Annotated in this window: 26 protein-coding genes and 1 pseudogene; 15 read left to right on the forward strand and 12 right to left on the reverse strand. The window is 66.4% G+C overall.

Translation table 11 applies throughout. The features are described from left to right. Nucleotides 1-28 precede the first annotated feature (28 nt). The 4 genes from FJ957_RS21110 to FJ957_RS21125 all read right to left on the reverse strand — a co-directional run bounded on the left by FJ957_RS21110 (nt 29) and on the right by FJ957_RS21125 (nt 4,349). Nucleotides 29-406, reverse strand: a complete 378-nt coding sequence (locus FJ957_RS21110; protein WP_140834821.1) for a DUF1850 domain-containing protein — start codon at nt 404-406, stop codon at nt 29-31. Next, nucleotides 403-2,499, reverse strand: a complete 2,097-nt coding sequence (locus FJ957_RS21115; RefSeq protein WP_140834774.1) for a TRAP transporter permease — start codon at nt 2,497-2,499, stop codon at nt 403-405. The genes FJ957_RS21110 and FJ957_RS21115 overlap by 4 nt, the downstream gene beginning before the upstream one ends. Before the next feature lie 226 nt (nt 2,500-2,725). Beyond that, entirely contained in the window at nt 2,726-3,685 is a 960-nt protein-coding gene (locus FJ957_RS21120) for a TAXI family TRAP transporter solute-binding subunit (RefSeq protein WP_140834775.1), read from the reverse strand. 202 nt (nt 3,686-3,887) lie between these two features. Next, nucleotides 3,888-4,349, reverse strand: a complete 462-nt coding sequence (locus tag FJ957_RS21125) for a RidA family protein (protein ID WP_140834776.1) — start codon at nt 4,347-4,349, stop codon at nt 3,888-3,890. Nucleotides 4,350-4,590: 241 nt separating this feature from the next. Here FJ957_RS21125 and FJ957_RS21130 point away from each other — a divergent pair, with 241 nt between their 5' ends. Both FJ957_RS21130 and FJ957_RS21135 read left to right on the forward strand, forming a co-directional pair. After that, nucleotides 4,591-4,959 (forward strand): YciI family protein, encoded by a 369-nt coding sequence (locus FJ957_RS21130; RefSeq protein ID WP_140834777.1) that lies wholly within the window; start codon nt 4,591-4,593, stop codon nt 4,957-4,959. 11 nt (nt 4,960-4,970) lie between these two features. Then, nucleotides 4,971-6,218, forward strand: a pseudogene (locus tag FJ957_RS21135) (RNA polymerase sigma factor). Here FJ957_RS21135 and FJ957_RS21140 read toward each other — a convergent pair. The 6 genes from FJ957_RS21140 to hrcA all read right to left on the reverse strand — a co-directional run bounded on the left by FJ957_RS21140 (nt 6,215) and on the right by hrcA (nt 11,876). After that, nucleotides 6,215-6,844 (reverse strand): glutathione S-transferase family protein, encoded by a 630-nt coding sequence (locus FJ957_RS21140; RefSeq protein WP_140834778.1) that lies wholly within the window; start codon nt 6,842-6,844, stop codon nt 6,215-6,217. The pseudogene FJ957_RS21135 and the gene FJ957_RS21140 overlap by 4 nt on opposite strands. 196 nt (nt 6,845-7,040) lie before the next feature. Then, entirely contained in the window at nt 7,041-8,021 is a 981-nt protein-coding gene (gene cysK / locus FJ957_RS21145) for a cysteine synthase A (RefSeq protein WP_140834779.1), read from the reverse strand. A 187-nt stretch (nt 8,022-8,208) separates the two neighbouring features. Then, nucleotides 8,209-8,826: a LysE family translocator gene (locus FJ957_RS21150; protein ID WP_140834780.1), complete on the reverse strand. Its 618-nt coding sequence runs from the start codon at nt 8,824-8,826 to the stop codon at nt 8,209-8,211. Between the two features lie 245 nt (nt 8,827-9,071). Beyond that, complete coding sequence (locus FJ957_RS21155; protein WP_140834781.1) at nt 9,072-10,412, reverse strand: sorbosone dehydrogenase family protein; 1,341 nt, start codon at nt 10,410-10,412, stop codon at nt 9,072-9,074. Between the two features lie 119 nt (nt 10,413-10,531). Next, entirely contained in the window at nt 10,532-10,729 is a 198-nt protein-coding gene (locus tag FJ957_RS21160; RefSeq protein WP_140834782.1) for a hypothetical protein, read from the reverse strand. Nucleotides 10,730-10,793: 64 nt separating this feature from the next. Then, the gene (gene hrcA / locus FJ957_RS21165) at nt 10,794-11,876 is read right to left on the reverse strand and encodes a heat-inducible transcriptional repressor HrcA (RefSeq protein WP_140658212.1); all 1,083 of its coding nucleotides are present in this window, start codon (nt 11,874-11,876) and stop codon (nt 10,794-10,796) included. Between the two features lie 198 nt (nt 11,877-12,074). Here hrcA and rph point away from each other — a divergent pair, with 198 nt between their 5' ends. From rph to hemW, 4 genes are all read left to right on the forward strand, one after another. Further along, nucleotides 12,075-12,791 carry a ribonuclease PH gene (gene rph / locus FJ957_RS21170; protein WP_112098165.1) on the forward strand — a complete coding sequence of 239 codons (717 nt, stop codon included), beginning with the start codon at nt 12,075-12,077 and terminating at the stop codon, nt 12,789-12,791. A 193-nt stretch (nt 12,792-12,984) separates the two neighbouring features. Then, nucleotides 12,985-13,395 carry a VOC family protein gene (locus FJ957_RS21180; RefSeq protein ID WP_140834783.1) on the forward strand — a complete coding sequence of 137 codons (411 nt, stop codon included), beginning with the start codon at nt 12,985-12,987 and terminating at the stop codon, nt 13,393-13,395. Next, entirely contained in the window at nt 13,395-14,087 is a 693-nt protein-coding gene (gene rdgB, locus FJ957_RS21185) for an RdgB/HAM1 family non-canonical purine NTP pyrophosphatase (RefSeq protein ID WP_140834784.1), read from the forward strand. The genes FJ957_RS21180 and rdgB overlap by 1 nt, the downstream gene beginning before the upstream one ends. Continuing rightward, nucleotides 14,084-15,256 carry a radical SAM family heme chaperone HemW gene (gene hemW / locus FJ957_RS21190; RefSeq protein WP_140834785.1) on the forward strand — a complete coding sequence of 391 codons (1,173 nt, stop codon included), beginning with the start codon at nt 14,084-14,086 and terminating at the stop codon, nt 15,254-15,256. The genes rdgB and hemW overlap by 4 nt, the downstream gene beginning before the upstream one ends. A 183-nt stretch (nt 15,257-15,439) precedes the next feature. Here the strand turns inward: hemW and FJ957_RS21195 are convergent, their stop codons facing one another. After that, nucleotides 15,440-15,628, reverse strand: coding sequence for a hypothetical protein (locus tag FJ957_RS21195; RefSeq protein WP_140834786.1), 189 nt, complete (start codon nt 15,626-15,628; stop codon nt 15,440-15,442). A gap of 160 nt (nt 15,629-15,788) precedes the next feature. Between FJ957_RS21195 and rsmI the strand changes: the two genes are divergently transcribed. Both rsmI and FJ957_RS21205 read left to right on the forward strand, forming a co-directional pair. Continuing rightward, a complete protein-coding gene (rsmI, locus tag FJ957_RS21200; protein WP_181177669.1) occupies nt 15,789-16,679 on the forward strand; it encodes a 16S rRNA (cytidine(1402)-2'-O)-methyltransferase in 891 nt (296 codons plus the stop codon). 51 nt (nt 16,680-16,730) lie between these two features. Next, nucleotides 16,731-17,108 carry a YraN family protein gene (locus FJ957_RS21205; RefSeq protein ID WP_140834788.1) on the forward strand — a complete coding sequence of 126 codons (378 nt, stop codon included), beginning with the start codon at nt 16,731-16,733 and terminating at the stop codon, nt 17,106-17,108. Nucleotides 17,109-17,358: 250 nt separating this feature from the next. Here FJ957_RS21205 and FJ957_RS21210 read toward each other — a convergent pair whose 3' ends face one another. Continuing rightward, on the reverse strand, nt 17,359-18,165 hold the full coding sequence (locus FJ957_RS21210) for an undecaprenyl-diphosphate phosphatase (protein ID WP_140834789.1): 807 nt from the start codon (nt 18,163-18,165) through the stop codon (nt 17,359-17,361). Between the two features lie 213 nt (nt 18,166-18,378). On the opposite strand from FJ957_RS21210, the gene FJ957_RS21215 reads away from it, so the two are divergent. The 7 genes from FJ957_RS21215 to dapB all read left to right on the forward strand — a co-directional run bounded on the left by FJ957_RS21215 (nt 18,379) and on the right by dapB (nt 26,375). Next, nucleotides 18,379-19,071 (forward strand): glutathione S-transferase family protein, encoded by a 693-nt coding sequence (locus FJ957_RS21215; protein ID WP_140834790.1) that lies wholly within the window; start codon nt 18,379-18,381, stop codon nt 19,069-19,071. After that, entirely contained in the window at nt 19,052-20,203 is a 1,152-nt protein-coding gene (gene queG / locus FJ957_RS21220; RefSeq protein ID WP_140834791.1) for a tRNA epoxyqueuosine(34) reductase QueG, read from the forward strand. Before FJ957_RS21215 ends, queG begins: the two co-directional genes overlap by 20 nt. A gap of 13 nt (nt 20,204-20,216) precedes the next feature. Next, nucleotides 20,217-21,122: an SDR family oxidoreductase gene (locus tag FJ957_RS21225; RefSeq protein WP_140834792.1), complete on the forward strand. Its 906-nt coding sequence runs from the start codon at nt 20,217-20,219 to the stop codon at nt 21,120-21,122. Between the two features lie 87 nt (nt 21,123-21,209). Continuing rightward, on the forward strand, nt 21,210-22,289 hold the full coding sequence (gene mepA, locus FJ957_RS21230; protein ID WP_140834793.1) for a penicillin-insensitive murein endopeptidase: 1,080 nt from the start codon (nt 21,210-21,212) through the stop codon (nt 22,287-22,289). A gap of 245 nt (nt 22,290-22,534) precedes the next feature. Beyond that, the gene (locus FJ957_RS21235) at nt 22,535-23,554 is read left to right on the forward strand and encodes a glucokinase (RefSeq protein ID WP_140834794.1); all 1,020 of its coding nucleotides are present in this window, start codon (nt 22,535-22,537) and stop codon (nt 23,552-23,554) included. Nucleotides 23,555-23,634: 80 nt separating this feature from the next. Continuing rightward, a complete protein-coding gene (locus FJ957_RS21240) occupies nt 23,635-25,557 on the forward strand; it encodes an ABC transporter ATP-binding protein (protein ID WP_246685903.1) in 1,923 nt (640 codons plus the stop codon). After that, nucleotides 25,554-26,375: a 4-hydroxy-tetrahydrodipicolinate reductase gene (dapB, locus tag FJ957_RS21245; protein ID WP_140834796.1), complete on the forward strand. Its 822-nt coding sequence runs from the start codon at nt 25,554-25,556 to the stop codon at nt 26,373-26,375. The genes FJ957_RS21240 and dapB overlap by 4 nt, the downstream gene beginning before the upstream one ends. The last annotated feature ends 22 nt before the right edge of the window (nt 26,376-26,397 follow it).

Genomic DNA, 26,397 nt, shown 5'->3' on the forward strand with positions numbered 1-26,397 from the left:
CGCACCCGGTCGCCGGGCTGATCGTGCGCTACCGTGGCTGGCTCGAGCCGTCGCACGGTTCGAGCACGGTGGGTTCGCCGGCCGTCCCGCCCAGTTCCCGGCAGTTGGCGGCCGTGCACAGCGTCCAGCCTTCCCCGGTGGCGCCGGACGCCGCGAGCACCAGACGCGGCTGGAATCCGATCCGGGGCGCATAGACCCACCAGCCGCCCCGCAGCACCGAGCCCTCCGGCGGCTCCATGCCGGCGCCGGAGCCCTTGACCCGTGCCTCAACGACCCGCAGCCCGGCCGGCGTCACCGTCCAGTCCTCCTGCCAGCGCGTCCGTTCCACCGAATGCGTCCAGGATAGCGTGAAGGCGGCGACGGCGAGCGTCACCGTCTTGCCGGCGGCGAGGATACACAGGCTCATGGAGTGTCGGCGGCGGACAGCCGGCGGGCGCGCCAGCAGTGCCAGCCGATCCACGCCAGCGCCAGCACCCAGCCGGTCTCGTCGGTGAGCGGCAATGCGGCCACCAGGAGCAGGCCGGCGCAGAACGCGACGAGACGCTCCCACCAAGCCATGCGGCGGGCGAGGAAGCCGACGGCGGCAGCCCCCCACAGCACGATGCCCATGCAGGCCTTGACGACGATGTAGGCGACCTCGACGGGATAGCCGAACGAAGCCGCGATCGGGCCCGCGTCCTGCAGCATCAGCGCCGGCGTGTAGACGGCCATGAACGGCATGACGAAGCCGGCGATGGCGAGCTTGGACGCCTGGATGCCGATCTTGAGGCCGCTTTCCTTGGCCATGGGTGCTGCGGCAAAGGCGGCGAGCGCCACCGGCGGGGTGAGATCCGCCATGATGCCGAAATAGAAGACGAACATGTGGCTGACCACCAGCGGCACGCCGAGCGACAGCAGCGCCGGGCCGGCGAGAGAGGAGGTGATGATGTAGTTGGGGATGGTCGGAATGCCCATGCCGAGAACCAGGCAGGTGAGCATGGTCAACACCAGCGACAGGAACAGGTTGTTCTCGCCGATGGATATGATCCAGCCGATGAAAGTGGAGGCGATCCCGGTGAGCGTCAGCGTGCCGATGACGATGCCGACGATGGCGCAGGCGATGCCGACGGGCAGGGCGTTCTTCGCTCCTTCGGCAAGCGAGTCGACGCAGATGCGCAGCGTCTCGCGCCCGCCCTTGAAGGCGAGACAGGCGATGACGAGCGCCGCGATGACGAGGCTGAGCACATTGACGCCGAAGCGCATGAAAGACGCCGCGGCCAGCCCGAGCGCCAGCCAGAAGACGAAGCGGAAGGCGAGCGGCCCGATCAAGGCTGCCAGCGGCGTGCCGAGGATGAGCACGATGGTCAGCGCGAGCCCCATCGTGCCGGCGAAGATCGGCGTGTAGCCGGCAAACAGCAGGTAGACCAGCGCGGCAAGCGGCAGCACCAGCGGCCAGTGCTTTCTGACCGCTTCCCACGGATTGGGCAAATCCGCCTTGGCCATGCCGTGTAGGCCTGCCTTGCCGGCCTCCAGATGCACCTGCCAGAAGCAGGCGCCGAAATAGAGCAGCGCCGGGATGATCGCCGCCTTGACCACCTCGGCATAAGGGATGTTCAGCGTCTCGGCCATGATGAAGGCGACGGCTCCCATCACCGGCGGCATGATCTGGCCGCCCATCGAGGAGGTCGCCTCGACCGCGCCGGCAAAGGCGGAGCGGAAGCCGAAGCGCTTCATCAGCGGGATGGTGAACTGGCCGCTGGCGACGACATTGGCGACGCCCGAACCGGAGATTGTGCCCATCAGCGCGGAGGACAGCACGCAGACCTGGGCCGGGCCGCCGCGCCACGAGCCGACCAGGCCGAGCGCGAAATCGTTGAACAGGGCGATCATGCCGGCTCGTTCGAGGAAAGCGGCAAAGACGACGAAGATGAAGATGTAGGCAGCCGAAACATAGACCGGCGTGCCGTATATGCCCTCGGTGCCATAGGCGAAGGTGTCGACCAGCTGCGCGAAATCATAGCCGCGATGGGTGAAGGGCGGCGGCAGGTGGTTGCCGGCGAAGCAATAGGCGAGGAAGATGAAGGCGATGACGGCCAGCGGCAGGCCCATCAGCCGTCTGGCAGCTTCGAAGACGAGCACCACCAGCAACGCGCCGACGATCAGGTCCGGCGTGGTGAGGAAGCCGGAGCGGCGGATGAGGTCGGCATAGAAGACCCAGTTGTAGAGGCCGGTGCCGAAGCCGAGCAGGCCGAGCACCCAGAAGCCAAGCTTCGCCGCTGCGCTCCTGGCGCGCAGGTTGGCGATGAGGCCGAAACCGAGCAGCAGCAGGAAGCCGACATGCATGGCCCGCACCACCTGGCTGGGCAGGCTGCCATAGGCGGCGATGTAAATCTGGAAGACGGAGAAGGCGACGGCGATGAGGAAGGCCACCTTGCCGGCAAGGCCGTCGCCAAAACCGGGCGGGAGGCCTTCGACTTGTTCCTCGGCGATCGGGGAAAGAACGGTGGGGGTATCGGTCATCGGCGGATTCCTGGCGGGCAGTACCGTCTCGGTTGAGGGGAGGGAAACCGCGTATGACGCTCCCCCTCACCCAGCCTCCGCTTCGCTCGACTGACCTCTCCCGAGGGGAGAGGAGGCGGTCGGCGTTGGCGCCGGTCTCTTCTCTCCGTCGGGGAGAAGGTGGCCGCGAAGCGGCCGGATGAGGGGGCTGGCGCTGGGCTATGCGATAGCCTTTCCTCGATGGGCCCTACTTCAGCAACCCTTTTTCCCTGTAATATTTCTCCGCGCCGGGATGCAGCGCCACGGGCATACCGTCCAGCGCCTTGGCCGGATCGATCGCCTTGGCGGCGGCATGCGCGGCAGCCAGTTGGTCGAGATGCTCGAACAGCAGCTTGGTCATCTGGTAGGCGGTCTCGTCGGAGACGTCGGCGCGGGTAATGAGGAAATTGCCGACCGCGGCGGTCGCGACGTCTTCCGTCTGGCCCTCATAGGTGCCTTTCGGGATAACCACGGAAAGATAGGGCGCCCCGATCTTGGCGACGTCCTCGGCCGGCACGGCGACGACGTTGATGGGAAGCGAGGTCGCGAGGTCCCGGATGGAGGCGACGCCGAGGCCGGCCGACTGCAAGGTGGCGTCGAGCTGGCGGTTCTTGATCAGCTCGACCGACTCGGCGAAGGGCAGATATTCGACCCGTCCGAGATCCTCGTATTTGAGACCGGCGGCGGCGAAGATGGCGCGCGCGTTGAGCTCGGTGCCGGAGGCAGGCGCGCCGACCGACAGGCTCTTGCCCTTGAGGTCGGCGAGCGTCTTGATGCCGGAGTCCCGGCTGGCGACGATCTGGATGTAGTTGGGATAGATCGCGGCGATGCCGCGCAACTTGTCGAGCTTGCCCGGGAAGCCGGCCTCCGTGTTGCCTTCGGCGGCCATCTTGACGGAATCGCCGAGCGCAAAGGCGATCTCGCCCTTGCCCTGCTGCAGCAGGTTGAGGTTCTCGACCGAAGCCTTGGTCGCCTGAACCTGGGTGCGCGAGCCCTCGATGCCCTTGCCGTAAATCTCCGACAGCGCGACCCCGAGCGGATAGTAGACGCCCGACGTGCCGCCGGTGAGCACATTGATGAATTCCTGCGCCCCGGCCGACACGGCGCCGAGGCCAAGCGACAGCGCCAGCGCGCCGGCGGCAACAAGCCTGGTCCTGAAATTGAACATCGCGATTTCCTCCCTGAAAACATCCGGGCCGCGCCGTCCTCCCGGCCCGAGTTCGCGGAGAGTTTAGACAGCGAGCGGCAAATGCCAACCCGCAATTGCAGTCATTAGACGAACGGTTAAGACAGCAGAACCGCTCAAATCCGTTCTGTCCGCACGCCGCTGCAAGCACCGGATGCCGCTGCGCGGCTTGCGGCGGCGGACCTCAGTCCGGCAGCGCCGCGACCGCGACGATTTCGATGACGATATCGGCTTGAGCAAGCGCCGCGACCCCGATCACCTCCGAGGGCGGCGGGTTGTTGTAGCTGCAATGCTTGGGACAGTGCTCGGCAAAGAACGCGTCCAGCACGTCCAGGCGAAAATTCGGCGAGCCGAGGACGCCGCCGTCGGGAAACGGCCCCCTGACGAAGAAGGTGAGCCTGATGAGATGTTCGAGACCGCTGCCGAGCTCTTCCAGGTCCGACTTGATATTGCCGAGCACCGCGCGCCATTGCGCCGCGGCATCGCCGACGAAGCCGCCGCCCTTCTTGCCCATTGGATCGTAGTCATCCGATGTGGCCGTGTTTCCGCAAAGATAGATGGTCCCCTTCGCCCCGCTGACGACCGTTCCCTTTCCCCACGGCATCAGCCGGCCGTTCTTGAATTTCTTGTGGGTCACAAGTTCCATGGTCTTCTCCCATCTTCTCGCGCGATCCGCCGCTCCGGAGAAAAAGGATAGCGCCGCGAGGCGCCGCTGCCAGTTGTTCCAGCATTGCCGCGATCGGCCCTGGCTGCCTGGAGAGCGTGGTGCTTGCGCAATCGCCGGACGAGGACGAAAGATTTTCCCGATGCCTGTCGAAATCGGCCGCGGCCGCACGACATAGGTCGGCACGCGACGAAAGCGGCCGTCAACAAAACGGGAGAAGACCATGCGATACATGCTTTTGATCTACAATGACGAAGCCGCGATGGCGAACGCTCCGAAGGAGCAGACCCAACAGGTGCTCGCGGCCTATGGCGCCTATACCGAGGCGCTGAAGACATCCGGCGCGTACATTGCCGGCGAGCGGCTGCGCCCGACCCAGGCGGCCACCGCGGTGCGGATGGCGAATGGCAAGACCAATGTGCTCGACGGCCCCTATGCCGACACCAAGGAGCAATTGGCGGGTTTCTACATGATCGAGGCGGCCGACATCGACACGGCCATCGAATGGGGCGCGCGCTGTCCGGCGTCCAGCACAGGCACGGTCGAGGTGCGGCCGATCTGGGAAATGGCCGAGTACATAGCCGCCGCATAGCGAACCCTGTGATGGATGATCGCTCGGAGATCGCGCGGGCGGCGGCCGAGGCGGCCGCCCGGCGCAGCTACGGCAAGCTGGTCGCCTGGCTCGCGGCCCGCACGCGCGACGTCGCCGGCGCCGAGGACGCGCTGGCCGACGCCTTCGCGGCCGCGCTCGAACGCTGGCCGCGAACCGGCGTCCCGGCGGAGCCGGAAGCCTGGCTGCTCGCGGTGGCGCGCCGGCGCGACGTGGACGCGGTGCGGCGGCGGCTGACCGGCGAGGCGGCCCGCGATCATCTGCAGCTGATGGCCGAGGAAATGGAGGCGCGCATGCGCGGCGAGGAGCTGCCCGACGACCGGCTGCGGCTGATGTTTGCCTGCGCCCATCCGGCGATCGAGGCCAGCGTGCGCGCGCCGCTGATCCTGCAGACGATCCTCGGTTTCGACGCCGCGACGATCGCGTCGGCCTTCCTGGTTTCGCCGGCGACGATGGGACAGCGGCTGGTGCGGGCCAAGGCGCGGATCCGCGAAACCGGGATTCCGTTCCGCGTGCCGGAGCAGGCGGAGCTGGGCGACCGGCTGGGCGCGGTGCTGGAGGCGATCTACGCCACCTTCGCCGAAGGCTGGTCGGACCCGACCGGCACCGACAGCCGGCGGCGCAACCTCGCCACCGAGGGCATCTGGCTCGGTCGGCTGGTCGCCTCGCTGATGCCGGACGAGCCGGAAGCGCTCGGGCTGCTGGCGCTGATGCTGTTCGCCGAGGCGCGCCGCTCGGCGAGGCGCGGCCCGGAAGGCGATTTCGTGCCTTTGGCCAAGCAGGATATCGCGCTCTGGGACGACGGCCTGATCGACGAGGCGGAAGCCTTGCTGGTGCGCGCCGCGCAAGGGAGCATCATCGGTCGCTACCAGCTCGAGGCCGCCGTGCAGTCCGCCCATACGGCGCGCCGGCGCGGCGGCGGCACGGACTGGACGGCGATCCGCCAGCTTTACGACGCGCTGCAGGCCGTGGCCGGCTCGCCGGTGGTGGCGATCAACCGCGCGGTGGCGATCGCCGAAACCGAGGGTGCAACGGCTGGGCTGGCGGCACTTTACGTGCTTGGCGAGGACAAGCGGCTGCAGGACTACCAGCCCTATTAGGCCGCTCGCGCCGGGCTGTTGGCCAGGCTCGGCAACACGAAGCAGGCGGCCCAGTCCTACGACCGGGCGATCGGCCTCGAGCGCGACCCGGCGCTGCGGCGTTTCCTGCAGGGCGAGAAGGCGAAGCTTATTGGGAGTTAAGCCTCGGCCCACATCTCGTGCGATGCGTTCAGCTTGCGCATGAGGTCGTGCCGGCGCAGTTTCGCCCACAGGCGTTCGATGTTCGGCCAAGCGGCCCGCGCTTTCTCGACGTCGGGATGCCAAGCCACCAGCATGACCAGGTAGATGTCGGCCAGCGAGAGCGTCTCGCCGGCCAGCCAGTCGCGGCCGGCCAGCGCCTGGTCGAGGATAGCAAAGCCGCGATCCATCTCGGCGACCGCCGCCGCTTTCACCGGCTGGAGGCCTTCGCCATCGGCGGTGTAGCGGTACGCGTAATAGAGACGCAGCATCGCCGGATAGAGCACCGACGACATGAAGGCCATCCAGCGCAGGAATTCGGCGCGGCCGGGCGAGCCCGGTTGCGGCGCAAGGCCGGCCTGCGGGTGGCGCTCGGCGAGCAGAATGCAGATTGCCGCCGACTCCGTCAGCGAATGGCCGTCGGGCAGCGTCAGCGCGGGCACCTGGTTCAGCGGGCTGATGGCGAGGAAGGCCGGATCGGGCGGATCTTTCTTCGGCACATCGATCTGTTCGAAGGGCAGGCCGGTCATGGCAAGCGCAGCCTCGACGACGAAGCCGCCGCTGCCCGGGCGCGTATAGAGCTTGTACATGAGAAATCCTCCCGCCTGCCGATGAGGCCTGGCGGCGATATGAGCCGGAAGCCCGGTCTTGCTCAAGCCGGGCAGCGCCCGCCACGGATGCTTTTTTGAACAGTCCAGGGATTAAGCGAGACACTCCCGCGGCATTCCACGGCCGCGGTCAAGGCATGGATCGTCGGGTCAAGCCCGAGGATGACGAGGGGTATGCCTAAGCGCCCAGCCCGTCGAACAGGATGGTCGAGAGATAGCGCTCGGCGAAAGAGGGGATGACGACGACGAGGTTCTTGCCCTTGTTCTCCGGCCGCGAGCCGACGACGATGGCCGCCTGGAGTGCTGCGCCCGACGAGATGCCGACCGGCACGCCTTCGAGGCGGGCGACGAGACGCGCATTGGCGACCGAATCCTCGTTCGAAACCCTGACGACCTCGTCATAGATCGACGTGTCGAGGATTTTCGGGGCGAAGCCGGCGCCGATGCCCTGGATCTTGTGCGGGCCGGGCTGGCCGCCCGACAGCACCGGCGAGGCTTCCGGCTCGACCGCCACGACCTGCAGCGAGGGCTTGCGCTTCTTCAGCACCTGGCCGACGCCGGTGATGGTGCCGCCGGTGCCGATGGCGGAAACGAAAATGTCGACCTCGCCATTGGTGTCGTTCCAGATTTCCTCGGCCGTGGTGCGGCGGTGGATTTCGGGATTGGCCGGATTCTCGAATTGCTGCGGGATGATGGCGTTGGGCAGGGTGGCGGCGAGCTCGTCGGCCTTGGCGATGGCGCCCTTCATGCCTTTCGGGCCTTCGGTCAGCACCAGCTCCGCGCCGAGCAGCGCCAGCATCTTGCGGCGCTCGACCGACATGGTCTCCGGCATGGTCAGGATCAGCTTGTAGCCCTTGGCCGCGGCGGCGAAGGCCAGCGCGATGCCGGTGTTGCCGGAGGTCGGCTCGATCAGCGTGGTCTTGCCGGGCGCGATCCTGCCGGCCTCCTCCAGCGCCTCGATCATGGCGACGCCGATGCGGTCCTTGACCGAAGCGATCGGGTTGAAGAATTCGAGCTTGGCCATGAGATTGGCGACGATGCCCTTCTCCCTGGCGAACTTGTCCAGCCTGACCAGCGGCGTGTCGCCAATCGTCTCCGTGATCGAATTGAAGACGCGGCCGCGGCCGGGCACGCGCGCGGAGGTGACGGGCTTGTTCATGGTTCGCTCCAAGGCAATGGCACAGGCAAAAACAGAATAGGGCTTTCAGCCGCGCAAGATAGGCCGGCGACCGAAAATATCCGAGTGGGGCGGTTGCTCAAAAGCGCCCACGACCGGAAAAGCATTTTCCGCCACAGCGGGTTTCGGGAATGGTTTGGCCGAATCGGGCGCGGGTTGAGATTGGCGCCTATTGGCGCGCCGCTATGGCCGCGGCCGCGCCCATCATGAAGCCGGCGGCGGTGCGGTTGAGGACCTTCAGCGCCCGCGGCGATTTCAGGAACCAGCGCGCCTTGGCGGCCAAAACCAGGTAAGGCACCAGCACCACGAACAGCACCGCCACGGTGAGCATCGCAAGGATGGCGTAGTCGGCGAGCGTGATCGTCTTCAGGTCGACGATGGTCGGCGTGATGGCGAGATAGAAGATCATCGTCTTCGGATCGCCGAGCGTCACGGTCAGCCCGGCGGCGAAGCTCGACACCAGACCTCCCTTGGCCTTCCGGGACTCGACGGTTTCGGGCGTGACGCCGCTGGTCCAGAAGCGCCAGGCGAGGAAAGCGAGATAGGCGACGCCGGCCCATTTGATGGCGAGGAAGACCACGCCGAAGGTCTGGGCGACGAAAGCAAGCCCGAGCACCACGGCGGTGAGATAGGTGAGGTCGCCGAGCATCAGGCCGAACGACATGGCGAGCGACGAGCGGAAGCCGGAGCCGAGCGCGCGGGCGACAAGCGCCGTGACGCCGGGGCCGGGAATGACGGCGGCGATGCCGAGGGCGGCGCTGTAGGCGAGGAATCCGGTGAGTGTCATGGTTCTGGCCTGGCGTACAGTCCTGCGGGGACCGCTGTCGAGAGCCGGGCTTTTATCATGATGCCAGTGCGACGGTAATTCCCCTCGCAATGGGATTCGTTGCGCCAGTTCGACCGGGAGCTGGTTCCTTTGTGGGACGCCGCATACCTTGGAGTTTGGCCGAAACGATCAGTCCTGTCGTCATTCCAGGGCGGAGCAAGGAGCGGAGCGACGCGCGCAGCCCTAGAATGACGAGATTCGGGGAACTACCCGCCATACGTAACGCGCCAGATGGTGCCGTTGCCGTCCTCGGTGAGGATCAACGCGCCGTCCCTGGCCACGGCGACGCCGACCGGCCGGCCCCAGACCGCGTCATCGGAAATGACGAAGCCGGTGGCGAAGTCCTCGTATTCGCCGGTCGGCTTGCCGTCCTTGAATCTCAGCCGCACCACCTTGTAGCCGGTGCGGACGTTGCGGTTCCACGAGCCGTGCAGCGCGACGAAGGCATCGCCCTTGTAGTCGGCCGGGAAATTGCCGCCGTCGTAGAAGGCGATGTTGAGCGGCGCCGAATGCGCCTGGATCAGCACATCCGGAACCGTGACCTTGCCGGCGAGGTCGGGGCGCGCGCCCTTGTGGCGCGGGTCCTCGTTGTCGCCGATGTAATACCAGGGCCAGCCGTAGAAGGCGCCGTCCTTCACGGCGGTCGCGTATTCGAAGGGAATGTTGTCGCCAAGCTCGTCGCGCTCGTTGACGACGCACCAGAGCGTGCCCGTCGCCGGCTGCACGGCCATGCCGGAGCAGTTGCGCAGGCCGGTGGCGACGGTCCTGCGGTTGTTGCCGTCGGGATCGAAGGCCAGCACGTCGGCGCGACCCTGTTCCGGACCCCAGGCCTCGCCCAGCGGCTGCGATTTCGCCCACGCCTCGACACCGCCCTTCGGCTTTGCGCCCATGTCCTCGGCGACGTTGGAGCCCGAGCCGACCGACAGATAGAGCGTCTTGCCGTCGGGCGAGAAGGCGATGTCGCGCGTCCAGTGATGGCTGGCGGGGATCTTTGCGACGATGGTCTCCGGCTTGCCGGACGCCTTGAGGTCGCCGTCGCGATAGGCAAAGCGGACGACGCTGTTGCTGTTGGCGACATAGACCCATTGCGGCGTGTCGCCAGGCGGATAGAAGGCGATGCCGTAGGGCCGGGTCAGGCCCTTGGCGAAGACCGACTTTTGCGCGGGCTTGACGCTGCCTTCCGCCAAGCGATAGACGCGGACCTGGTTCGCCCGGCTGTCGGCGACAAAGACGTCGCCGTTCGGAGCCACGCGCACGACGCGCGGACTGTCGATGCCGGATGCGACCAGCTCGGCGGAGAAGCCGGGCGGAAGTTTCGGCTTCGCGTCCTCGGGGCGATCGGTGACGCCGCCGCCGTTCGAGGCGGACTCCGTCACATCGGGTTTCGGCAAATCCTCAGGTTTCAGCAGCCGGCGCACGCCCGGGCGATCGGCCTTCCAATCGCCGAAGGCCTTTTCACCGCTGAGCAAGGGTTGATCGGCCTGCTGCGCAAAGGCGCCGGTGGCAAAGACCAGCGCGAGGCCCGCAAGGCCGGCGATCCGCATCATGGCTGTCCTCCGTCGTCTGCCAGCGCGCCTCAATCGATCAGGCGCGCCCAGAGCCAGGACATATTGGGCAAACGATCGAAAAGAGAAGCTTGCGCACGCGGATTTGACGGGCCTCGGGCTCAGGCCTCTTCGGCATCCAGATCGTCGTCGAGGCGCTTTTCCAACTCGACGAGGTCAGCTGGCAAGGGCAGACCCATTGCGCGCATCTCCCGCAATTTCTCGCGCAGCTGCTCCTGGATCTCGTGCTCGTCCTCGGGCTGGTTCACCATCTCCTCAAGCAGCAGGCCGATCTGGGCCTTGAGCGATTCCAGCGCCATGTTTTTCTCCTTTGCACCCTGTCGAGATTCAGGTCAGGCCGACATCACCTGTATACCGATACACCTAGCGCAGCATTCGTGAAATCAGCTGCGCGGTGTAATCGACCATCGGCACGATGCGGGCGTAGTTCAGACGGGTCGGGCCGATGACGCCAAGCGCGCCGATGACGCGGGCGTCCTTGTCGCGATAGGGCGCAACGACCAGCGACGAGCCGGACAGCGAAAACAGCTTGTTCTCCGAGCCGATGAAGATGCGCACGCCAGGTCCTTCCTCGGCGAGGTCGAGCAGCTGCAGCAGCCCGTCCTGCGTCTCCAGATCCTCGAACAGATGACGCAGGAGCTCGAGATCGGCCTGGGCGGTGACGTTTTCCAGGAGGTTGGCGCGGCCGCGCACGATGAGGCGCGCCGGCAGGCCGCTCTCGGCGCCGGCCCAGACCGCCAGCCCCTTCTCGACCAGATCCTGCGACAGCGTGTCGAGCGCCGTTCTGGTCTCGTCCTTGATGCGGGCGATCTCGATGCGCGCCTCGGCAAGCGTGCGCCCCCTGATATGGGCGTTGAGGAAGTTCGAGGCCTCGTGCAGCTGCGAGACGGTGATGCCGGCCGGCAGGTCGACGACGCGGTTCTCGACATCGCCGTTCTGCGACACCAGCACGGCAAGCGCCTTGGTGGGCTCGAGCTGGATGAATTCGATGTGCTTCAGCGCCACCTCGTTCTTGGAGGCGAGCACGAGGCCGGCGCCGCGCGACATGCCGGACAGCATTTGGCTGGCCTCGGTCAGCATATGCTCCAGCGTCGCGCCAGAGCCGGAGGCGCGCACCTGCGCCTCGATGACGCGGCGCTCGTCGTCGGAAAGGTCGCCGAGCTCCATGAAGGCGTCGACGAAAAAGCGCAGGCCGGTCTGGGTCGGCAGCCGCCCGGCGGAAATATGCGGCGCGTAGATCAGGCCCAGATGCTCGAGATCGCTCATGACATTGCGGATGGTGGCGGGCGACAGCGAGGAGGGCAGGATGCGCGACAAGCTGCGCGAGCCGACCGGCTCGCCGTCGCGCAGATAGGAATCGACAATCCGCCGGAAGATATCGCGCGAGCGCATGTCCAGTGATTGAAGTACCGGCGACTGCGACGTCGGATCGACTGGTTTGTTCATCCCGGCGAGAAACCTCCTTCCGAAAGATATAGACTTAAGCCACAGCGGCGCAACCCGGTGCCGCGTTTGCGGTCACGGTGCCGCGTTTTGCGGTCACCCGGCCCGTTTTCCTGCGCGGCGTCCTTTTCCTTTGCGACTTGCCCCGCATGCGTCTACAAGCCGGCCACGATTCCGCAAAACGACAAGAAAGAAGGCCGAATGCGCCCCTCCAAACGCCAAGCCGACGAAATGCGCGCCATCTCCTTCGAGCGCGGCGTCTCCAAGCATGCCGAAGGCTCGTGCCTGGTGAAGTTCGGCGACACGCATGTGCTGTGCACGGCGAGCCTGGAGGAAAAAGTGCCGGCATGGATGCGCAATTCCGGCAAGGGCTGGGTGACGGCCGAATACGGCATGCTGCCGCGCTCGACCGGCGAGCGCATGCGGCGCGAGGCCTCCGCCGGCAAGCAGGGCGGCCGCACGCTGGAGATCCAGCGGCTGATCGGCCGGAGCTTGCGCGCCGTGGTCGACCTGCAGGCGCTGGGCGAGCAGCAGATCACCGTCGATTGCGACGTCATCCAGGCCGATGGCGGCACCCGCACCGCCTCGATCACCGGCGGCTGGGTAGCGCTCTATGATTGCCTGCGCTGGATGGAAGCGCGCCAGATGGTGAGCGTTTCCAAGGTGCTGAAGGACCATGTCGCGGCGATTTCCTGCGGCATCCATGACGGCCAGCCGGTCATCGATCTCGATTACCTCGAGGATTCCTCGGCCGGCACCGACGCCAATTTCGTCATGACCGGCAAGGGCGGTATCGTCGAGATCCAGGGCACGGCGGAAGGCGAGCCGTTTTCCGAGGAGCAGTTCGCGGCGCTGATGGGGCTGGCGAAGAAGGGTATCTCGCGGCTGGTGAGCTTGCAGCAGATGGCGGTGGCCTGACGTTGAATGCGATGAGGTCGGCGATCCTTCACACCCCCCTCTGGCCTGCCGGCCATCTCCCCCGCAAGGGGGGAGATCAGGTGTTGTCTCGGCCTTCGCCAATCTCCAACGCTGAAAGGTTTGCGGCGGCGCCGAAGCTGCTGATCTCCCCCCTTGCGGGGGAGATGGCCGGCAGGCCAGAGGGGGGTGCCTCGTGACTCCCTCGGCAATTTTGGAATCGGCGCTCTATGTGACGGATCTCGATGCCGCCGAAACCTTCTACCGCGACATCATCGGCCTCGAAGCCTTGGGCAAGGTCGAAGGGCGCCACGTCTTTTTCCGCTGCGGCAACGGCGTATTGCTTCTCTTCAACGCGGAGGCGACGAAGATCCCGCCGGCGCCCGACGCCAGGCTGAAGGTGCCGCCGCACGGCACGGCCGGCGAAGGGCACCTCTGCTTCGCCGCGACCGCCGATGAGATCGCCGCATGGCGCAAGCATCTCGCGGCCAGGAACATCGCCATCGAAAGCGATTTCGAGTGGCCGCAGGGCGGGCATTCGATCTATATCCGCGACCCGTCGGGCAATTCGATCGAGTTCGCCGAGCCAAGGATCTGGGGTCTTTGATGCATTCCCTCAATGGAAAGAAGATCGTCGTCGCCAGCCACAATGAAGGCAAGCTGCGCGAATTCGCCGACCTGATGGCGCCGTTCGGCTTCGAGGCGAAATCGGCCAAGGAATACGGCCTGCCCGAACCTGACGAGACCGGCACCACCTTCGAGGAGAATGCCTATATCAAGGCATACGCAGCCGCCAAGGCCACCGGCCTGCCGGCGCTGTCGGACGATTCAGGCCTGTGCGTCGACGCGCTCGACGGCGCGCCGGGGGTCTACACCGCCAACTGGGCCGAGAAGCCCGATGGCAGCAGGGATTTCGGCATGGCCATGCAAAAGACGGAAACGGCACTGCAGGAAGCCCGCGCGACCGAGCCCGTCCAGCGCACCGGCCGCTTCGTCGCCGTCATCTGCCTGGCATTTCCGGACGGCGAAGCCGAATATTATCGCGGCGAGGCGGAAGGCACGCTTGTTTGGCCGCCGCGCGGCACGCTCGGCTTCGGCTACGATCCGGTGTTCCTGCCCAACGGTTTCGACAAGACTTTCGGCGAGATGAGCGCGCAAGAAAAGCATGGCTGGAAGCCCGGCCAGGCCACAGCGCTTTCGCACCGCGCCCGCGCCTTCCAGAAATTCGCGCAAGCACGCCTGGATTTGGCACGCCTGGATTTGGCGCGCCTTGATCTGGCGCGACCAGGATCGGCATGAGCGCGGTCACCATACCGTTCGACCGGAGCCCCGGCTTCGGCGTCTACATCCACTGGCCGTTCTGCGCGGCCAAGTGCCCTTATTGCGACTTCAACAGCCATGTCCGCCACCAGCCGGTCGACCAGGAGCGTTTTGCCCGCGCCTTCGAGACGGAGCTTGCGACCATGCGCGACCGCACCGGCCCGCGCGAGGTGACCAGCATTTTTCTCGGCGGCGGCACGCCGTCGCTGATGAAGCCGGAAACCGTCGCGGCGATGCTGGAGGCGGTGGCCAGGAACTGGACGATGCCAGCCGGCATCGAGGTGACCCTGGAAGCCAACCCGTCCTCGGTCGAGGCCGAGCGCTTCCGTGGCTACCGCGCCGCCGGCGTCAACCGCGTGTCGCTAGGCGTGCAGGCGCTCAACGACAAGGATCTGCGCTTCCTTGGCCGGCTGCACAATGTCGAGGAGGCGCTGCACGCCATCGGCCTGGCGCGTGAGATTTTTCCGCGTCTGTCCTTCGACCTGATCTATGCGCGGCCCGGCCAGACGCCCGAGGCGTGGCGAGCGGAGCTGGAGCAGGCGATCGGCTACGCCGTCGACCACCTATCGCTGTACCAGCTGACCATCGAGGAGGGCACGCCCTTCCACGCGCTTTACGCTGCGCGCAAATTCACGCTGCCCGACAACGACCACGCCGCCGATCTCTACGCGCTGACGCAGGAGGTGACGGCGGCGCATGGCCTGCCGGCCTACGAGATTTCCAACCACGCCCAACCCGGCGCCGAGAGCCGGCACAACCTGACCTACTGGCGCTACGGCGAATATGTCGGCGTCGGGCCCGGCGCGCATGGCCGCTTCGTCGAGAACGGCCGCCGCACGGTGACGATAGCGGAAAGAATGCCGGAAACCTGGGCCAATCTGGTCGAGGCCAGAGGGCACGGCGTCACCGGCGGCGAGATTTTGACGCGTTCCGAAGAGGCGGACGAGTTCCTGCTGATGGGCCTGCGACTGGCCGAAGGCATCGACCTGCAGCGCTACGAGGCGCTCGCCGGGCGCGGTCTTTCGAGCGCGCGGCTCTCGGTGCTGCAGGAGGAGGGGCTGGTGGCGCCGGTCGGCAACGCCCGGCTGCGTGCCACGACCGCCGGCATGATCGTGCTGGATGCGGTGGTGGCGGATCTGGCGCGGTAGAGCAGCGCGTTCGTCATTCTCGGGCTTGACCCGAGAATCCATACCGTGACCGGTGCGAAGAGCACGGCTGTGCAGAATTCCGCACCGCTGGCGGCGCTTCGATGCAACGGCATGGATTCCAGGGTCTGCGCGCGTCGCTCCTTGCTCCGCCCTGGAATGACGAAGCGCGAGATCGCGAATAGTTCAAGCGTCGTGCTTCTGGCGGTGCTTGCCGCGGTGCTTCTCGCCATGCGCCTCGTCGTGGCGGACAGGCTTCTGGTCAGCCTTGTCGCGGCGGGCGCCGGACTCGGCGGCGATCGGATGTGGAGGCATGCCCTCGCGGGCGGCTTTGCTTTCAAGTCGGCTGATGAAGATGTCGAAGCGATTGGGCATCGTTCGGTCCTGCCTCCTCCCGGGGAATCAGGGGTTAAATTCGCCGTTGCCGGTTTCGTTCCGCACTGTGGCAAAGGCATGGCGATTTCCTCACGCCGACCTCACGTTTTGCAACGGGGCGCCAGCCATGCCAAACAGGGCGGGTCAGGAGGGGCATTCGGTGACCGGCGACAAACGCAGCTATCTGATCGGGCAAAGCGAGATCGCGGCGCGGCCGCTCCTGCCTGCGCTTTATCTGGTGGCGACGCCGATCGGCAATCTGGCCGACATCACGCTGCGCGCGCTGGAGACGCTGGCCGCCGCCGACATCGTCGCCTGCGAGGACACGCGCGTCTCGCGCGTGCTGCTCGAACGTTACGGCATCCGCCGCCGCACCACCGCCTATCACGAGCACAATGCGAGCGAGGCGGGGCCGAAGCTGATCGAGGCGCTGGCGGCCGGGCAGAGCGTGGCGCTGATCTCCGACGCCGGCACGCCGCTGGTCTCCGATCCGGGCTACCGGCTGGTCGGCGAGGCGCTGGAGCATGGCATCCGCGTCGTGCCGATCCCGGGACCTTCGGCCGCGCTCGCCGCGCTGACCGCTTCCGGCCTGCCATCCGATGCCTTCCTGTTCGCCGGTTTCCTGCCGGTGAAGACCGGGCAACGGCTCACCAAGCTCGAAACGTTCAAGGCGGTGCCGGCGACGCTGATCTTCTTCGAATCGCCGCGCCGGCTGGCGGAGACGCTTGGCGCCATGGTCGAGGCGCTCGGCGGCGAACGCAAAGCCGCCATCGGCCGCGAGCTGACCAAGACGTTCGAGGAGATGCGCACCGGCACGCTGGCCGAGCTGGCCGACCATTATGCCGCGGCCGACACGCCGAAGGGCGAGATCGTCGTCTGCGTCGGCCCGCCGGAGGCGGCGGTGGACCAGCCGGCCGACATCGACCGACTCCTGCTCTCGCTTGCCGCCGAAATGCCGGCCTCGAAGGCTGCGGCCGAAGCGGCGAAAATGACCGGCGGGCAGAAGCAGGCGCTCTACCGGCGGCTGCTGGAGCTGAGGGACAGACCATGATCCCAAAAAGTGGAACCCGGTTTTTGGAAAAGATCATGGTCAAACAAAGAGATGCCTGAGCGCACGGCCGGTCATCGCCGAAAAGCCTATCGGCGCGGCCATCGCGGCGAATGGCTGGCGGCGCTGGCGCTGATGCTGAAAGGCTACCGCATCCTTGCCCGCCGCCACCGCACCAGGCTCGGCGAGATCGACCTGATCGCCAGGCGCGGCGACCTCGTGCTGTTCGTCGAGGTCAAGGCGCGCCGCACGCTGATCGAGGCGATGGAAGCGATCGGCCATGAATCGGAGCGGCGGATCGAGGGCGCTGCCGATCTTTGGCTGTCGCGCCAACCGGATTACGGAAAGCTTTCGATGCGCTTCGACATGGTGGCGGTGCTGCCCTGGCGCTGGCCGGTGCATGTCCAGAACGCGTTCTATGGGCGGAATTGATCCCCTTCGTTCGTCATCCTAGGATGGAGCAGTCGCGAAGCGACGTCGCGGAAACCCTAGGATCCATGCCGTGACCTAGACGCGCTGCCACCGTGCAGAATCTGGATCAAAGAGCGTCGCGTCTAACGAAAGCTATTCGCGACCGCCGCGTTCTACGGTCCGCGTCACGGTCCTCGGGTCTGCGCGCGTCGCTTCGCTCCTTGCTCCGCCCGTGGATGACGAAGGCGTTTGGTGCGCCGCCTTAGTGTAATCACCCCCAGGCCATCAACGCCACCAGCCCGACGATACCGACCACAAGCCGCCACCAACCGAACAGCGAATAGCCGTTGCGCGAGACATAATCGAGCAGGAAGCGCACCACGAACAAAGCGGTGACGAAGGCAGCGACGAAACCGACGGCGATGATCGGCAGGTCGGCCGAGGTCAGCACGTTGCGGTTCTTGAAAAGGTCGAAGGCGAAGGCGCCGACCATGGTAGGCATGGCAAGGAAGAAGGAGAATTCTGCCGCCGCGCGCTTGTCGACGCCCATCAGCAGCGCGCCGACAATCGTCGAGCCGGAGCGCGAGGTGCCGGGGATCAACGACAGGCACTGGAACAGGCCGATCTTCAGATAAACGCTGGTCGGGAAGCGCTCGACGTCGTGATGGACCGGCTTGAAGTTGATGCGGTCGACGACGAGCAGCACGACCCCGCCGATGATCAGCATGATGCAGATCAGCCTAGGCGATTCGAACAATATGGTCTTGATGAAATCATGCGCCAGCGCGCCGATGACCGCGGCCGGCAGGAAAGCGATCAGGATGCCGATGACGAAATGCCTGGTCTGCGGATCGCTGGGCAGCTTGATCAGCATCTGCCAGAGCTTGCTGAAATAGACGCTGAGGATCGCCAGGATCGCGCCGAGCTGGATCAGGATCTCGAAGGCCTTGCCGGTGGAATGGAAGCCGAGGAAATGGCCGGCAAGCAGGATGTGGCCGGTCGACGACACCGGAATGAACTCGGTCAGGCCCTCCAAAAGCCCGAGCAGCAGCGCTTCGACGATGGTCTGGCTTTCCATGGCAACCTCTGATCTCGGATGACGGCTAGAGCACGACGCCTAAAAGTGTGAAGCGGTTTTCGGACGACATCATGCTCCAAGGGAAGGGCTTGCTTGTCATGGGGCGGAAGTGTCCCTATAGGTCGCAACACCCATGACAGCCCCAGGAATCGGGCGGCCAAGACTTACCGGCGCGGCCGGCCAATTGCCAGTGCGCCTTTTCATCGCGGAACCATGCTGACGCTTTTCCATCACCCCATGTTCGCCACCTGCCGCTTCGCGCGCCTCGCCTTCGGCGAGTATGGCGAGGAGCTGGCGCTGATCGAGGAAAAGCCGTGGACGCGGCGCAAGGAGTTTTTGGCGCTGAACCCGGCCGGCACGCTGCCGATCCTGCTTGCCGAAGGCGACGTGCCGATCGTCGGCGCCATGGTGATCGCCGAATATCTCGACGAGACGCGCGGCGTCTTGAAGCGCGACAAGCGGCTGTTCGCCGAGGACCCGATGCAACGCGCCGAGATCCGCCGGCTGACCGACTGGTATCTGAGCAAGGCCGAAAGCGAAGTGACGCGGCATCTGGTGCGCGAGCGTGTGCTGAAGCCGGTCATGCCGGAGGCCGCCGGCGGCGGCTCGCCGGACTCGGCGGCGATCCGCGCCGCGCGCGCCAACATCCGCCAGCACATGAAATATACCAACTGGCTGGCCGGCACGCGCCATTGGCTGGCCGGCAACAAGGTGACCTATGCCGACCTCGCGGCGGCGGCGACGCTTTCGGTGCTGGATTATCTCGGCGAGATCGACTGGCGCGAGCATGCCGCCGCGCGCGAATGGTACACGCGGGTGAAATCGCGGCCGTCGTTCCGGCCGCTGCTTTCCGACCGGGTGCGCGGCCTGTCGCCGGTGTCGCATTATGCGGACCTCGATTTCTGAGAACCTGCGCGCGCTGATCGACGCCGAGGCGCGCCGCGCCGGCTTCGAGGCCGTCGCCGTGACCCGGCCGGACGCGATCCCGCTGGCACCGGCGAGACTCGCCGAATTCGTATCCGAGGGTTTCCACGGTTCGATGGAGTGGATCGCCGAGACGGTTCAGCGGCGGGCCGAACCCTCGACGCTGTGGCCGGAGGTCCGCTCGATCATCGTGCTGGCGATGAATTACGGTCCGGACCGCGATCCGCGCGATATCCTCGCGAAGTCCGACCGCGGCGCGATCTCGGTCTATGCGCAAAACCGCGACTATCACGACGTGATGAAAGGCCGGCTGAAGGAGATCGCCGGCAAGATCGTCGCGCGCGCCGGCGGAGACGTAAAAGTGTTCGTCGATACCGCGCCTGTCATGGAAAAACCGCTGGCGGAAGCCGCCGGGCTCGGCTGGCAGGGCAAGCACACCAATCTGGTCAGCCGCGCGCATGGCTCGTGGCTGTTCCTCGGCACCATCTTCACCACCGCAGAGCTTGAACCGGACCCGGCCGAGGTCGACCATTGCGGCTCCTGCCGCGCCTGCCTCGACGCCTGCCCGACCGACGCGTTCCCGGCGCCTTACCGGCTCGATGCGCGGCGCTGCATCTCCTACCTGACGATCGAGAACAAGGGGCCGATCCCGCGCGAGTTCCGCGACAAGATCGGCAACCGGATCTATGGCTGCGACGATTGCCTGGCCGCCTGTCCGTGGAACAAATTCGCCAGCACGGCTTCGGAGGCGAAGCTTGCCGCGCGCGCCGATTTGCGCGAGCCGAAGCTGTCGGAACTGTTGCTTCTCGACGACGCAGGCTTCCGGTCATTCTTCTCGGGCTCGCCCATCAAGCGCATCGGCCGCGACCGTTTCATCCGCAACGTGCTGATCGCCGCCGGCAATTCGGGCGATGCGTCGCTGACGCCCATTATGCGCCGCCTGCTCGACGATGCCTCGCCGCTGGTGCGGGGTGCGGCAATCTGGGCCCTGTCGCGATTGCTGTCCGATCGCGAATTTGGCGACCTCGCCGCCGCGGCTTCGAAAACCGAAACGGATGCGACGGTCCGCGAGGAATGGCTGGCGGCGCCGGCGAATCCGGCAAAGGCCGATTGACGGGAGTTCATCGATGAGCGAAAGACGCTTCTTCATCTTCGGCGCCGGCTATTCGGCCAAGGCTTTCGCGCGGGCCAACGCGCACCGCGCGCCGGTCTTTGGCACGACCCGGGCGCCGGAAAAGTTCGAGGCGCTGCGGTCGGCCGGCATCGAGCCGCTGCGCTTCGACGGCGCGCTGTCGCCCGAGCTCGGCGATGCGCTTGGACAGACCACGCATCTCATCGTCTCGGTCGGCCCCGACGACGCCGGCGACCCGGTGCTCAACGCCGCCGGCGAGACGATCCGGGCAAAGATGCCGGCGCTCGAATGGATCGGCTACCTCTCGACCGTCGGCGTCTATGGCGACCATGGCGGCGCCTGGGTCGACGAGACCAGCGCGTGCCGTCCGGTGTCGAAACGCTCGGTGATGCGGGTGGCGGCCGAACAGGAATGGCTGGAGCTTGGCCGCGAGATCGGCAAACCGGCGGCGATCCTGCGGCTTTCCGGGATCTACGGGCCGGGCCGCAACGCGCTGGCCAATCTCGAGGACGGCACGGCGCGGCGGCTGGTCAAGCCGGACCAGGTGTTCAACCGCATCCATTGCGACGACATCGCCGGCGCGCTTTGGCTTCTGGCTGAAAACGATCTCGGCGGCATCTTCAACGTCACCGACGACGAGCCGGCGCCGCCGCAGGATGTGGTCGCCTATGCCGCCAGGCTGATGGGCGTCACGCCGCCGCCGGAAATTCCCTTCGAGACCGCCCAACTTTCGCCCATGGCGCGGTCCTTCTATGGCGAGAACAAGCGCGTCGCGAATCAGGCGGTCAAGGCGGCCGGCTATCGCTTCCGGTTTCCGAACTACCGGGTGGCGCTGGAGCGGATGTGGGCCGAGGGCAACTGGCGGGACGGAGCGCCGCGCAGCCCGATCAGAGCCGCATGATCGATGCGGGACGCGCGACGTGGTACGATTCGTTCCTGATCGCCTGACCGCGCGGCAAATGGATAGACTGGAGAGGGACCCAGCCTGATGAATTTGCGATCGCTGCCTGACCGCAAGCCGTTCCTGACCGCGGCGCTGGCGCTGGTGACGCTGGCCGCGCTGGCGGCTGTCGCCATTTCGGCCGAACCCCGCGCGAAGGAGCTGTTCGGCGCCCGGAAACTGCCGGCCGTGGCGCCTGCGCAATCCTTCGGCTTCTATTCCAAGGGCTGCTTCACCGGCGGCGTGGCGCTGCCGATGGACGGGCCGACCTGGGAAGTGATGCGCCCTTCGCGCAACCGCCGCTGGGGCCATCCGGCGATGATTTCGCTGATCGAAAAGCTTTCGCGCGACGCGGTAGCCGATGGCTGGCCGGGGCTTCTGGTCGGCGACGTCTCGCAACCGCGCGGCGGACCGATGATGACCGGTCATGCCTCGCACCAGATCGGTCTCGACGCCGACATATGGCTGACGCCGATGCCAAGGCGGCCGCTGACCATGGCGCAGCGCGAATCGATGAGCGCGACGCTGATGGTCGACGAGAAGACGCATCTGGTGAAGGACGCGCTGTGGACGCCGGCGCATACGCGGCTTTTGAAGCGCGCGGCGAGCTATCCGGAGGTCGAGCGCATCCTGGTCAATGCCGGCATCAAGAAGAAGCTCTGCGACACCGTCACCGGCGACCGCTCCTGGCTGCGCAAGGTCCGGCCATTCTGGGGCCATGACTATCATTTCCACATGCGCATCGGCTGCCAGCCGGGCTCGCCTTTCTGCAAGGCGCAGGAGACGACGCCGGGGGACGATGGCTGCGGCAAGCCGCTGGCCTGGTGGTTCACCGAGGAGCCGTGGCGGCCGAACAAAAATCCGGACGCGCCCAAGGCGCGCGACATGATGACGATGGCCAATCTGCCGAAGCAATGCCAGGACGTGGTCAATGCGCCGGACGCGCCTTCGCTGGAGGCAGTGACCTATCATGGCGGCGGCGCCGCAGTCGCCGTGGCCGAGCCGCAGCCGACCGAGCCGGCGGAGACGATCTCCAGCGGCAACGCCTCGGTTCCGTCGGCGGCAAGCGCCTTCGCGCCGACGCCCAAGATCGGCATCCCGCTGCCGCGCCCACGGCCGGGGAACTAGTGCAATTCCAGGAAAAATGCACGGCGGTTTTCCACCCGGAACTGCGGAAAAACAAAGAGTTGGAGTGGTTCAGCGATTCCACAGACGCTGAACCGCTCCAACGTGGAAGCCAGGCGCCTCACTGGCAAGGTAGGCGCTGAAAGGGAGGGGAAGCCGGAAGCGAAGCCGCTTTCACTTTGCGGGCCCATGCGCTAGTTCAACGAACAGACAAGTGCCAGATGGCTAGGAACGGGACGCGCGAAAAAATGGCAGGCGAGAACGAGACAGGGCTGCGGTTTCCGGTCCTGATCGGCGATATCGGCGGCACCAATGCGCGCTTCTCGATCGTGCTCGACGCCAATTCGGAAGCCACCGAGCCGCAGATCGTCCAGACGGCCAATTTCAAGACCATCGACGAGGCGATCCAGGCGGCGGTGCTCGACCGCTCGTCCATCCAGCCGAACTCGGCGGTGCTGGCGATCGCCGGGCCGGTCGACGGCGACGAGATCCCGCTCACCAACTGCCCCTGGGTGGTGAAGCCCCGGCAGATGTTCGCCAATCTGGGCCTGAGCGAGGTCGTCGTGCTCAACGATTTCGAGGCGCAGGCGCTGGCCGTGGTGGCGCTCGGCGAAGAGCATATGGAAAAGATCGGCGGCGGCACGCCGGAACCCAATGCGAGCCGGGTCGTGCTTGGCCCCGGCACCGGACTTGGCGTCGCCGGGCTGATCCATGCGCTCGACCACTGGATCCCGGTGCCGGGCGAGGGCGGGCATATGGATATCGGCCCGCGCACGCCGCGCGACTTCGAGGTGTTCCCGCATATCGACAAGCTCGAGGGCCGCATCTCCGGCGAGCAGATCCTGTGCGGACGCGGGCTGGTCAACGTTTATCGCGCCGTCGCCAGGACGGACGGCAAGCCGACGCCTTTCACCACGCCGGCCGAGGTCACGGCGGCCGCGCTCGCCAAATCCGATCCGGTGGCAGAGGAGGCGCTGGCGCTGTTCGTCACCTGCCTCGGCCGCACAGCGGGGGATCTCGCGCTTGTGTTCATGGGCCGCGGCGGCGTGTTCCTGACCGGCGGCATCGCGCAGAAGATCGTGCCGGCGCTGAAAGCCGGCAATTTCCGCGCCGCGTTCGAGGACAAGGCGCCGCACGGCGCGCTGATGCGCGAAATGCCGGTCTATGTCATCACCCATCCGCTGGCGGCACTGCTCGGGCTCGCCGCCTATGCCAGGACGCCTTCGCTGTTCGGCGTGCAGACGGCGGGCCGGCACTGGCGGGCTTGATCGCGCCAGCGTTCGGGTTGGCGATCGGCCGCCGCGACGAAGTTTCGCCATAGGCAAGCCGTAGCCGGGGCGCTAAGAGGATGCCGAAATGCGGCCCATCCGACACGCGGAAAACCACGAAGCGCCCTGATTTGACTGTTCAAACTTCCCTCAAACTGAAAGTCCAGCCCACCGAGGTCAGCGCGGTGCTGCGCCGCATCCTGGCCGAAAACGGCAAGGAATATCGCTGGACCTATGTCGTCGCCGTCGCCTGCCTGCTGATCGTTTCCGGCACCACCGCCTTCACGGCGTGGATCATGGCCCCGATGATCAACCAGATCTTCTACGAACGGCGCAGCGACATGATCGTCTGGATCTGCGCCGGTTTCATGGGCGCCTCCCTGCTGCGCGGCTTCGCCGGCTACGGCCAGGCAGTGGCGCTGGCGACGATCGGCAACAATCTGGTCGCCCGCTACCAGAAGCGCAGCTTCGACCATCTGATGAAGCTCGGCGTCAACTTCTTCAACGAGACCCGTTCCGGCCGGCTGGCGGCACAGGTCAACGAGAATGTCGGCGGCATCCGAGACCTGCTGTCGCTGACGCTAACCTCCATCAGCCGCGACGCGGTCTCGCTCGTCGCCCTTCTCGGCGTGATGATCTACCAGGATCCGGTGCTGTCGCTCAGCTCGCTGCTGATCGGGCCGCCGTTGATCTGGGCCGTCGTCTACATCACCCGCCGCCTGCGCAAGATCAACCGGGAATCCGTGCTGATCAACTCGCGGCTGAACGGATCGGTGCAGGAGGCCACCCAAGGCATCGCCGTCGTCAAGGCCTTCACCCTGGAGGACGAGCTGGCGCGCCGCATCGGCATCATGGCCGACACGGCCGAGCAGCGTAACAACAAGATCGCCCGCGTCGCGGAGCGGCTGTCGCCGATTTCCGAAATCCTGGGCGGCCTCGCCATTACCGCCGTGCTTGCCTATTCCGGCTATCGGGCGCTGGTGCTCGGACAGCCGCCGGGCGCCGTGTTTTCCTTCATCACCGCGCTGATCCTGGCCTATGACCCGGCAAGACGCCTGGCCCGGACACAGGTCGGCATGGAACGTGCCTTGGTCAACGCGCGCATGATCTACGAACTGCTCGACCTCGAGCCGAAGCAGGGTGACGCCCCCGACGCGGTCGAAGCGAAGGTCACTACCGGCGAGGTGCGCTTCAACCATGTGACATTCGGCTACAACGCCGACATGCCGGTGCTCAGGGATTTGAGCTTTACCGCCGCGGCCGGCAAGGTCACGGCCGTCGTCGGCGCATCGGGCGCCGGCAAGTCGACGATGGTGGCGCTGCTGCAGCGCTTCTACGACGTCGACGAGGGCTCGATCGAGGTCGACGGCCAGGATATTGCCAAGGTGACCAAGCATTCGCTGCGCCAATCGATCGCCTATGTGGCGCAGGCGCCTTATCTCTTCGAAGGCACGATCCGCGATAACATCCGCTACGGCCGGCTCTCGGCCACCGACGCCGAGATCGAGCAGGCGGCGAAACAAGCGGCGGCCGACGAGTTCATCCGCCAGCAGCCGGAAGGCTACGACACGCCGGTCGGCGAAGGCGGCTCGACCCTTTCCGGCGGCCAGCGCCAGCGCGTGTCGATCGCGCGCGCGATCGTTCGCCAGGCGCCGATCCTCTTGCTCGACGAGGCGACCTCGGCGCTCGACAACGAGGCGGAGGCGCGCGTGCAGGAAGCGCTGACCCATGTCATGGAAGGGCGCACGACGATCGTGATCGCGCACCGGCTTTCGACCGTGGTCAATGCCGACCACATCATCGTGCTGGAAGAGGGGCGGCTGGTCGAGGAAGGCACGCATGCGGCGCTGATGGCCGACCCGCACAGCATCTATGCCCGTTTTCACCGGATCCAGGGCAAGAAGGGGCTGGGGCTTGTCGACGACGTCAAGGCAAGCCAGACTTCGGGCCAAACTCCGGCGCCGCGCAGCCGCGCCAAGAAGACCGTCAGGAGAAGCGCATGAGCGAAGCCGGCGATATGGGCTTGGTTGTGGTGGGCGCCGCCGGCCGCATGGGCCAGACGCTGATCCGCGCCATCCACACCATGCCCGGCGCGCGCGTCGCCGCCGCGATCGAGCGGCCGGACTCGGCGCATCTCGGCAAGGATGCCGGCGAGCTCGCCGGCATCGGCATCATCAACGTGCCGATCGTCGACGATCCGCTGCCGGCCTTCGCCAGGGCCGATGGCGTGCTCGACTTCACCGCGCCCGCGGCAACCATCGAATTCGCCGGCTATGCCGCGCAGGCGCGCATCGTCCATGTCATCGGCACCACCGGCTGCTCGGCCGACGACAATGCCCGAATCGCCGCCGCGGCGCGCCATGCCACGATCGTCAAATCCGGCAATATGAGCCTCGGCGTCAATCTTCTGGCGGTGCTGGTCGAGCAGGCGGCGAAGGCGCTCGACGCCGACGATTTCGACATCGAGATCCTGGAGATGCACCACCGGCACAAGGTCGACGCGCCGTCCGGCACGGCGCTGCTGCTCGGCGAAGCAGCGGCGAAAGGGCGCGGCATCGATCTTGCCGACAACAGCGTGCGGGTGCGCGACGGCCATACCGGAGTGCGCAAGACGGGCTCGATCGGCTTTGCCACGCTGCGCGGCGGCTCCGTCGTCGGCGACCACAGCGTGATCCTTGCCGGCACCGGCGAGCGCATCACGCTTTCCCACCACGCCGAGGACCGGGCGATCTTCGCCCGCGGCGCCGTCAAGGCAGCGCTGTGGGCGCGCGGGAAAAAGCCCGGACTTTATTCCATGCGGGACGTGCTCGGCCTGAGCTGATCCCTATCCAAACACTCTATAG

Source organism: Mesorhizobium sp. B2-4-6 (assembly GCF_006442775.1).
Taxonomy (GTDB): Bacteria; Pseudomonadota; Alphaproteobacteria; order Rhizobiales; family Rhizobiaceae; genus Mesorhizobium.

Bases quoted from the DNA above. Each gene is read 5' to 3' on its own strand.
- FJ957_RS21110 (WP_140834821.1), bottom strand. From the start codon at position 406: ATGAGCCTGTGTATCCTCGCCGCCGGCAAGACGGTGACGCTCGCCGTC.
- FJ957_RS21115 (WP_140834774.1), bottom strand. From the start codon at position 2,499: ATGACCGATACCCCCACCGTTCTTTCCCCGATCGCCGAGGAACAAGTC.
- FJ957_RS21120 (WP_140834775.1), bottom strand. From the start codon at position 3,685: ATGTTCAATTTCAGGACCAGGCTTGTTGCCGCCGGCGCGCTGGCGCTG.
- FJ957_RS21125 (WP_140834776.1), bottom strand. From the start codon at position 4,349: ATGGAACTTGTGACCCACAAGAAATTCAAGAACGGCCGGCTGATGCCG.
- FJ957_RS21130 (WP_140834777.1), top strand. From the start codon at position 4,591: ATGCGATACATGCTTTTGATCTACAATGACGAAGCCGCGATGGCGAAC.
- FJ957_RS21140 (WP_140834778.1), bottom strand. From the start codon at position 6,844: ATGTACAAGCTCTATACGCGCCCGGGCAGCGGCGGCTTCGTCGTCGAG.
- cysK (WP_140834779.1), bottom strand. From the start codon at position 8,021: ATGAACAAGCCCGTCACCTCCGCGCGCGTGCCCGGCCGCGGCCGCGTC.
- FJ957_RS21150 (WP_140834780.1), bottom strand. From the start codon at position 8,826: ATGACACTCACCGGATTCCTCGCCTACAGCGCCGCCCTCGGCATCGCC.
- FJ957_RS21155 (WP_140834781.1), bottom strand. From the start codon at position 10,412: ATGATGCGGATCGCCGGCCTTGCGGGCCTCGCGCTGGTCTTTGCCACC.
- FJ957_RS21160 (WP_140834782.1), bottom strand. From the start codon at position 10,729: ATGGCGCTGGAATCGCTCAAGGCCCAGATCGGCCTGCTGCTTGAGGAG.
- hrcA (WP_140658212.1), bottom strand. From the start codon at position 11,876: ATGAACAAACCAGTCGATCCGACGTCGCAGTCGCCGGTACTTCAATCA.
- rph (WP_112098165.1), top strand. From the start codon at position 12,075: ATGCGCCCCTCCAAACGCCAAGCCGACGAAATGCGCGCCATCTCCTTC.
- rdgB (WP_140834784.1), top strand. From the start codon at position 13,395: ATGCATTCCCTCAATGGAAAGAAGATCGTCGTCGCCAGCCACAATGAA.
- hemW (WP_140834785.1), top strand. From the start codon at position 14,084: ATGAGCGCGGTCACCATACCGTTCGACCGGAGCCCCGGCTTCGGCGTC.
- FJ957_RS21195 (WP_140834786.1), bottom strand. From the start codon at position 15,628: ATGCCCAATCGCTTCGACATCTTCATCAGCCGACTTGAAAGCAAAGCC.
- FJ957_RS21205 (WP_140834788.1), top strand. From the start codon at position 16,731: ATGCCTGAGCGCACGGCCGGTCATCGCCGAAAAGCCTATCGGCGCGGC.
- FJ957_RS21210 (WP_140834789.1), bottom strand. From the start codon at position 18,165: ATGGAAAGCCAGACCATCGTCGAAGCGCTGCTGCTCGGGCTTTTGGAG.
- FJ957_RS21215 (WP_140834790.1), top strand. From the start codon at position 18,379: ATGCTGACGCTTTTCCATCACCCCATGTTCGCCACCTGCCGCTTCGCG.
- queG (WP_140834791.1), top strand. From the start codon at position 19,052: ATGCGGACCTCGATTTCTGAGAACCTGCGCGCGCTGATCGACGCCGAG.
- FJ957_RS21225 (WP_140834792.1), top strand. From the start codon at position 20,217: ATGAGCGAAAGACGCTTCTTCATCTTCGGCGCCGGCTATTCGGCCAAG.
- mepA (WP_140834793.1), top strand. From the start codon at position 21,210: ATGAATTTGCGATCGCTGCCTGACCGCAAGCCGTTCCTGACCGCGGCG.
- FJ957_RS21235 (WP_140834794.1), top strand. From the start codon at position 22,535: ATGGCAGGCGAGAACGAGACAGGGCTGCGGTTTCCGGTCCTGATCGGC.
- FJ957_RS21240 (WP_246685903.1), top strand. From the start codon at position 23,635: ATGCCGAAATGCGGCCCATCCGACACGCGGAAAACCACGAAGCGCCCT.
- dapB (WP_140834796.1), top strand. From the start codon at position 25,554: ATGAGCGAAGCCGGCGATATGGGCTTGGTTGTGGTGGGCGCCGCCGGC.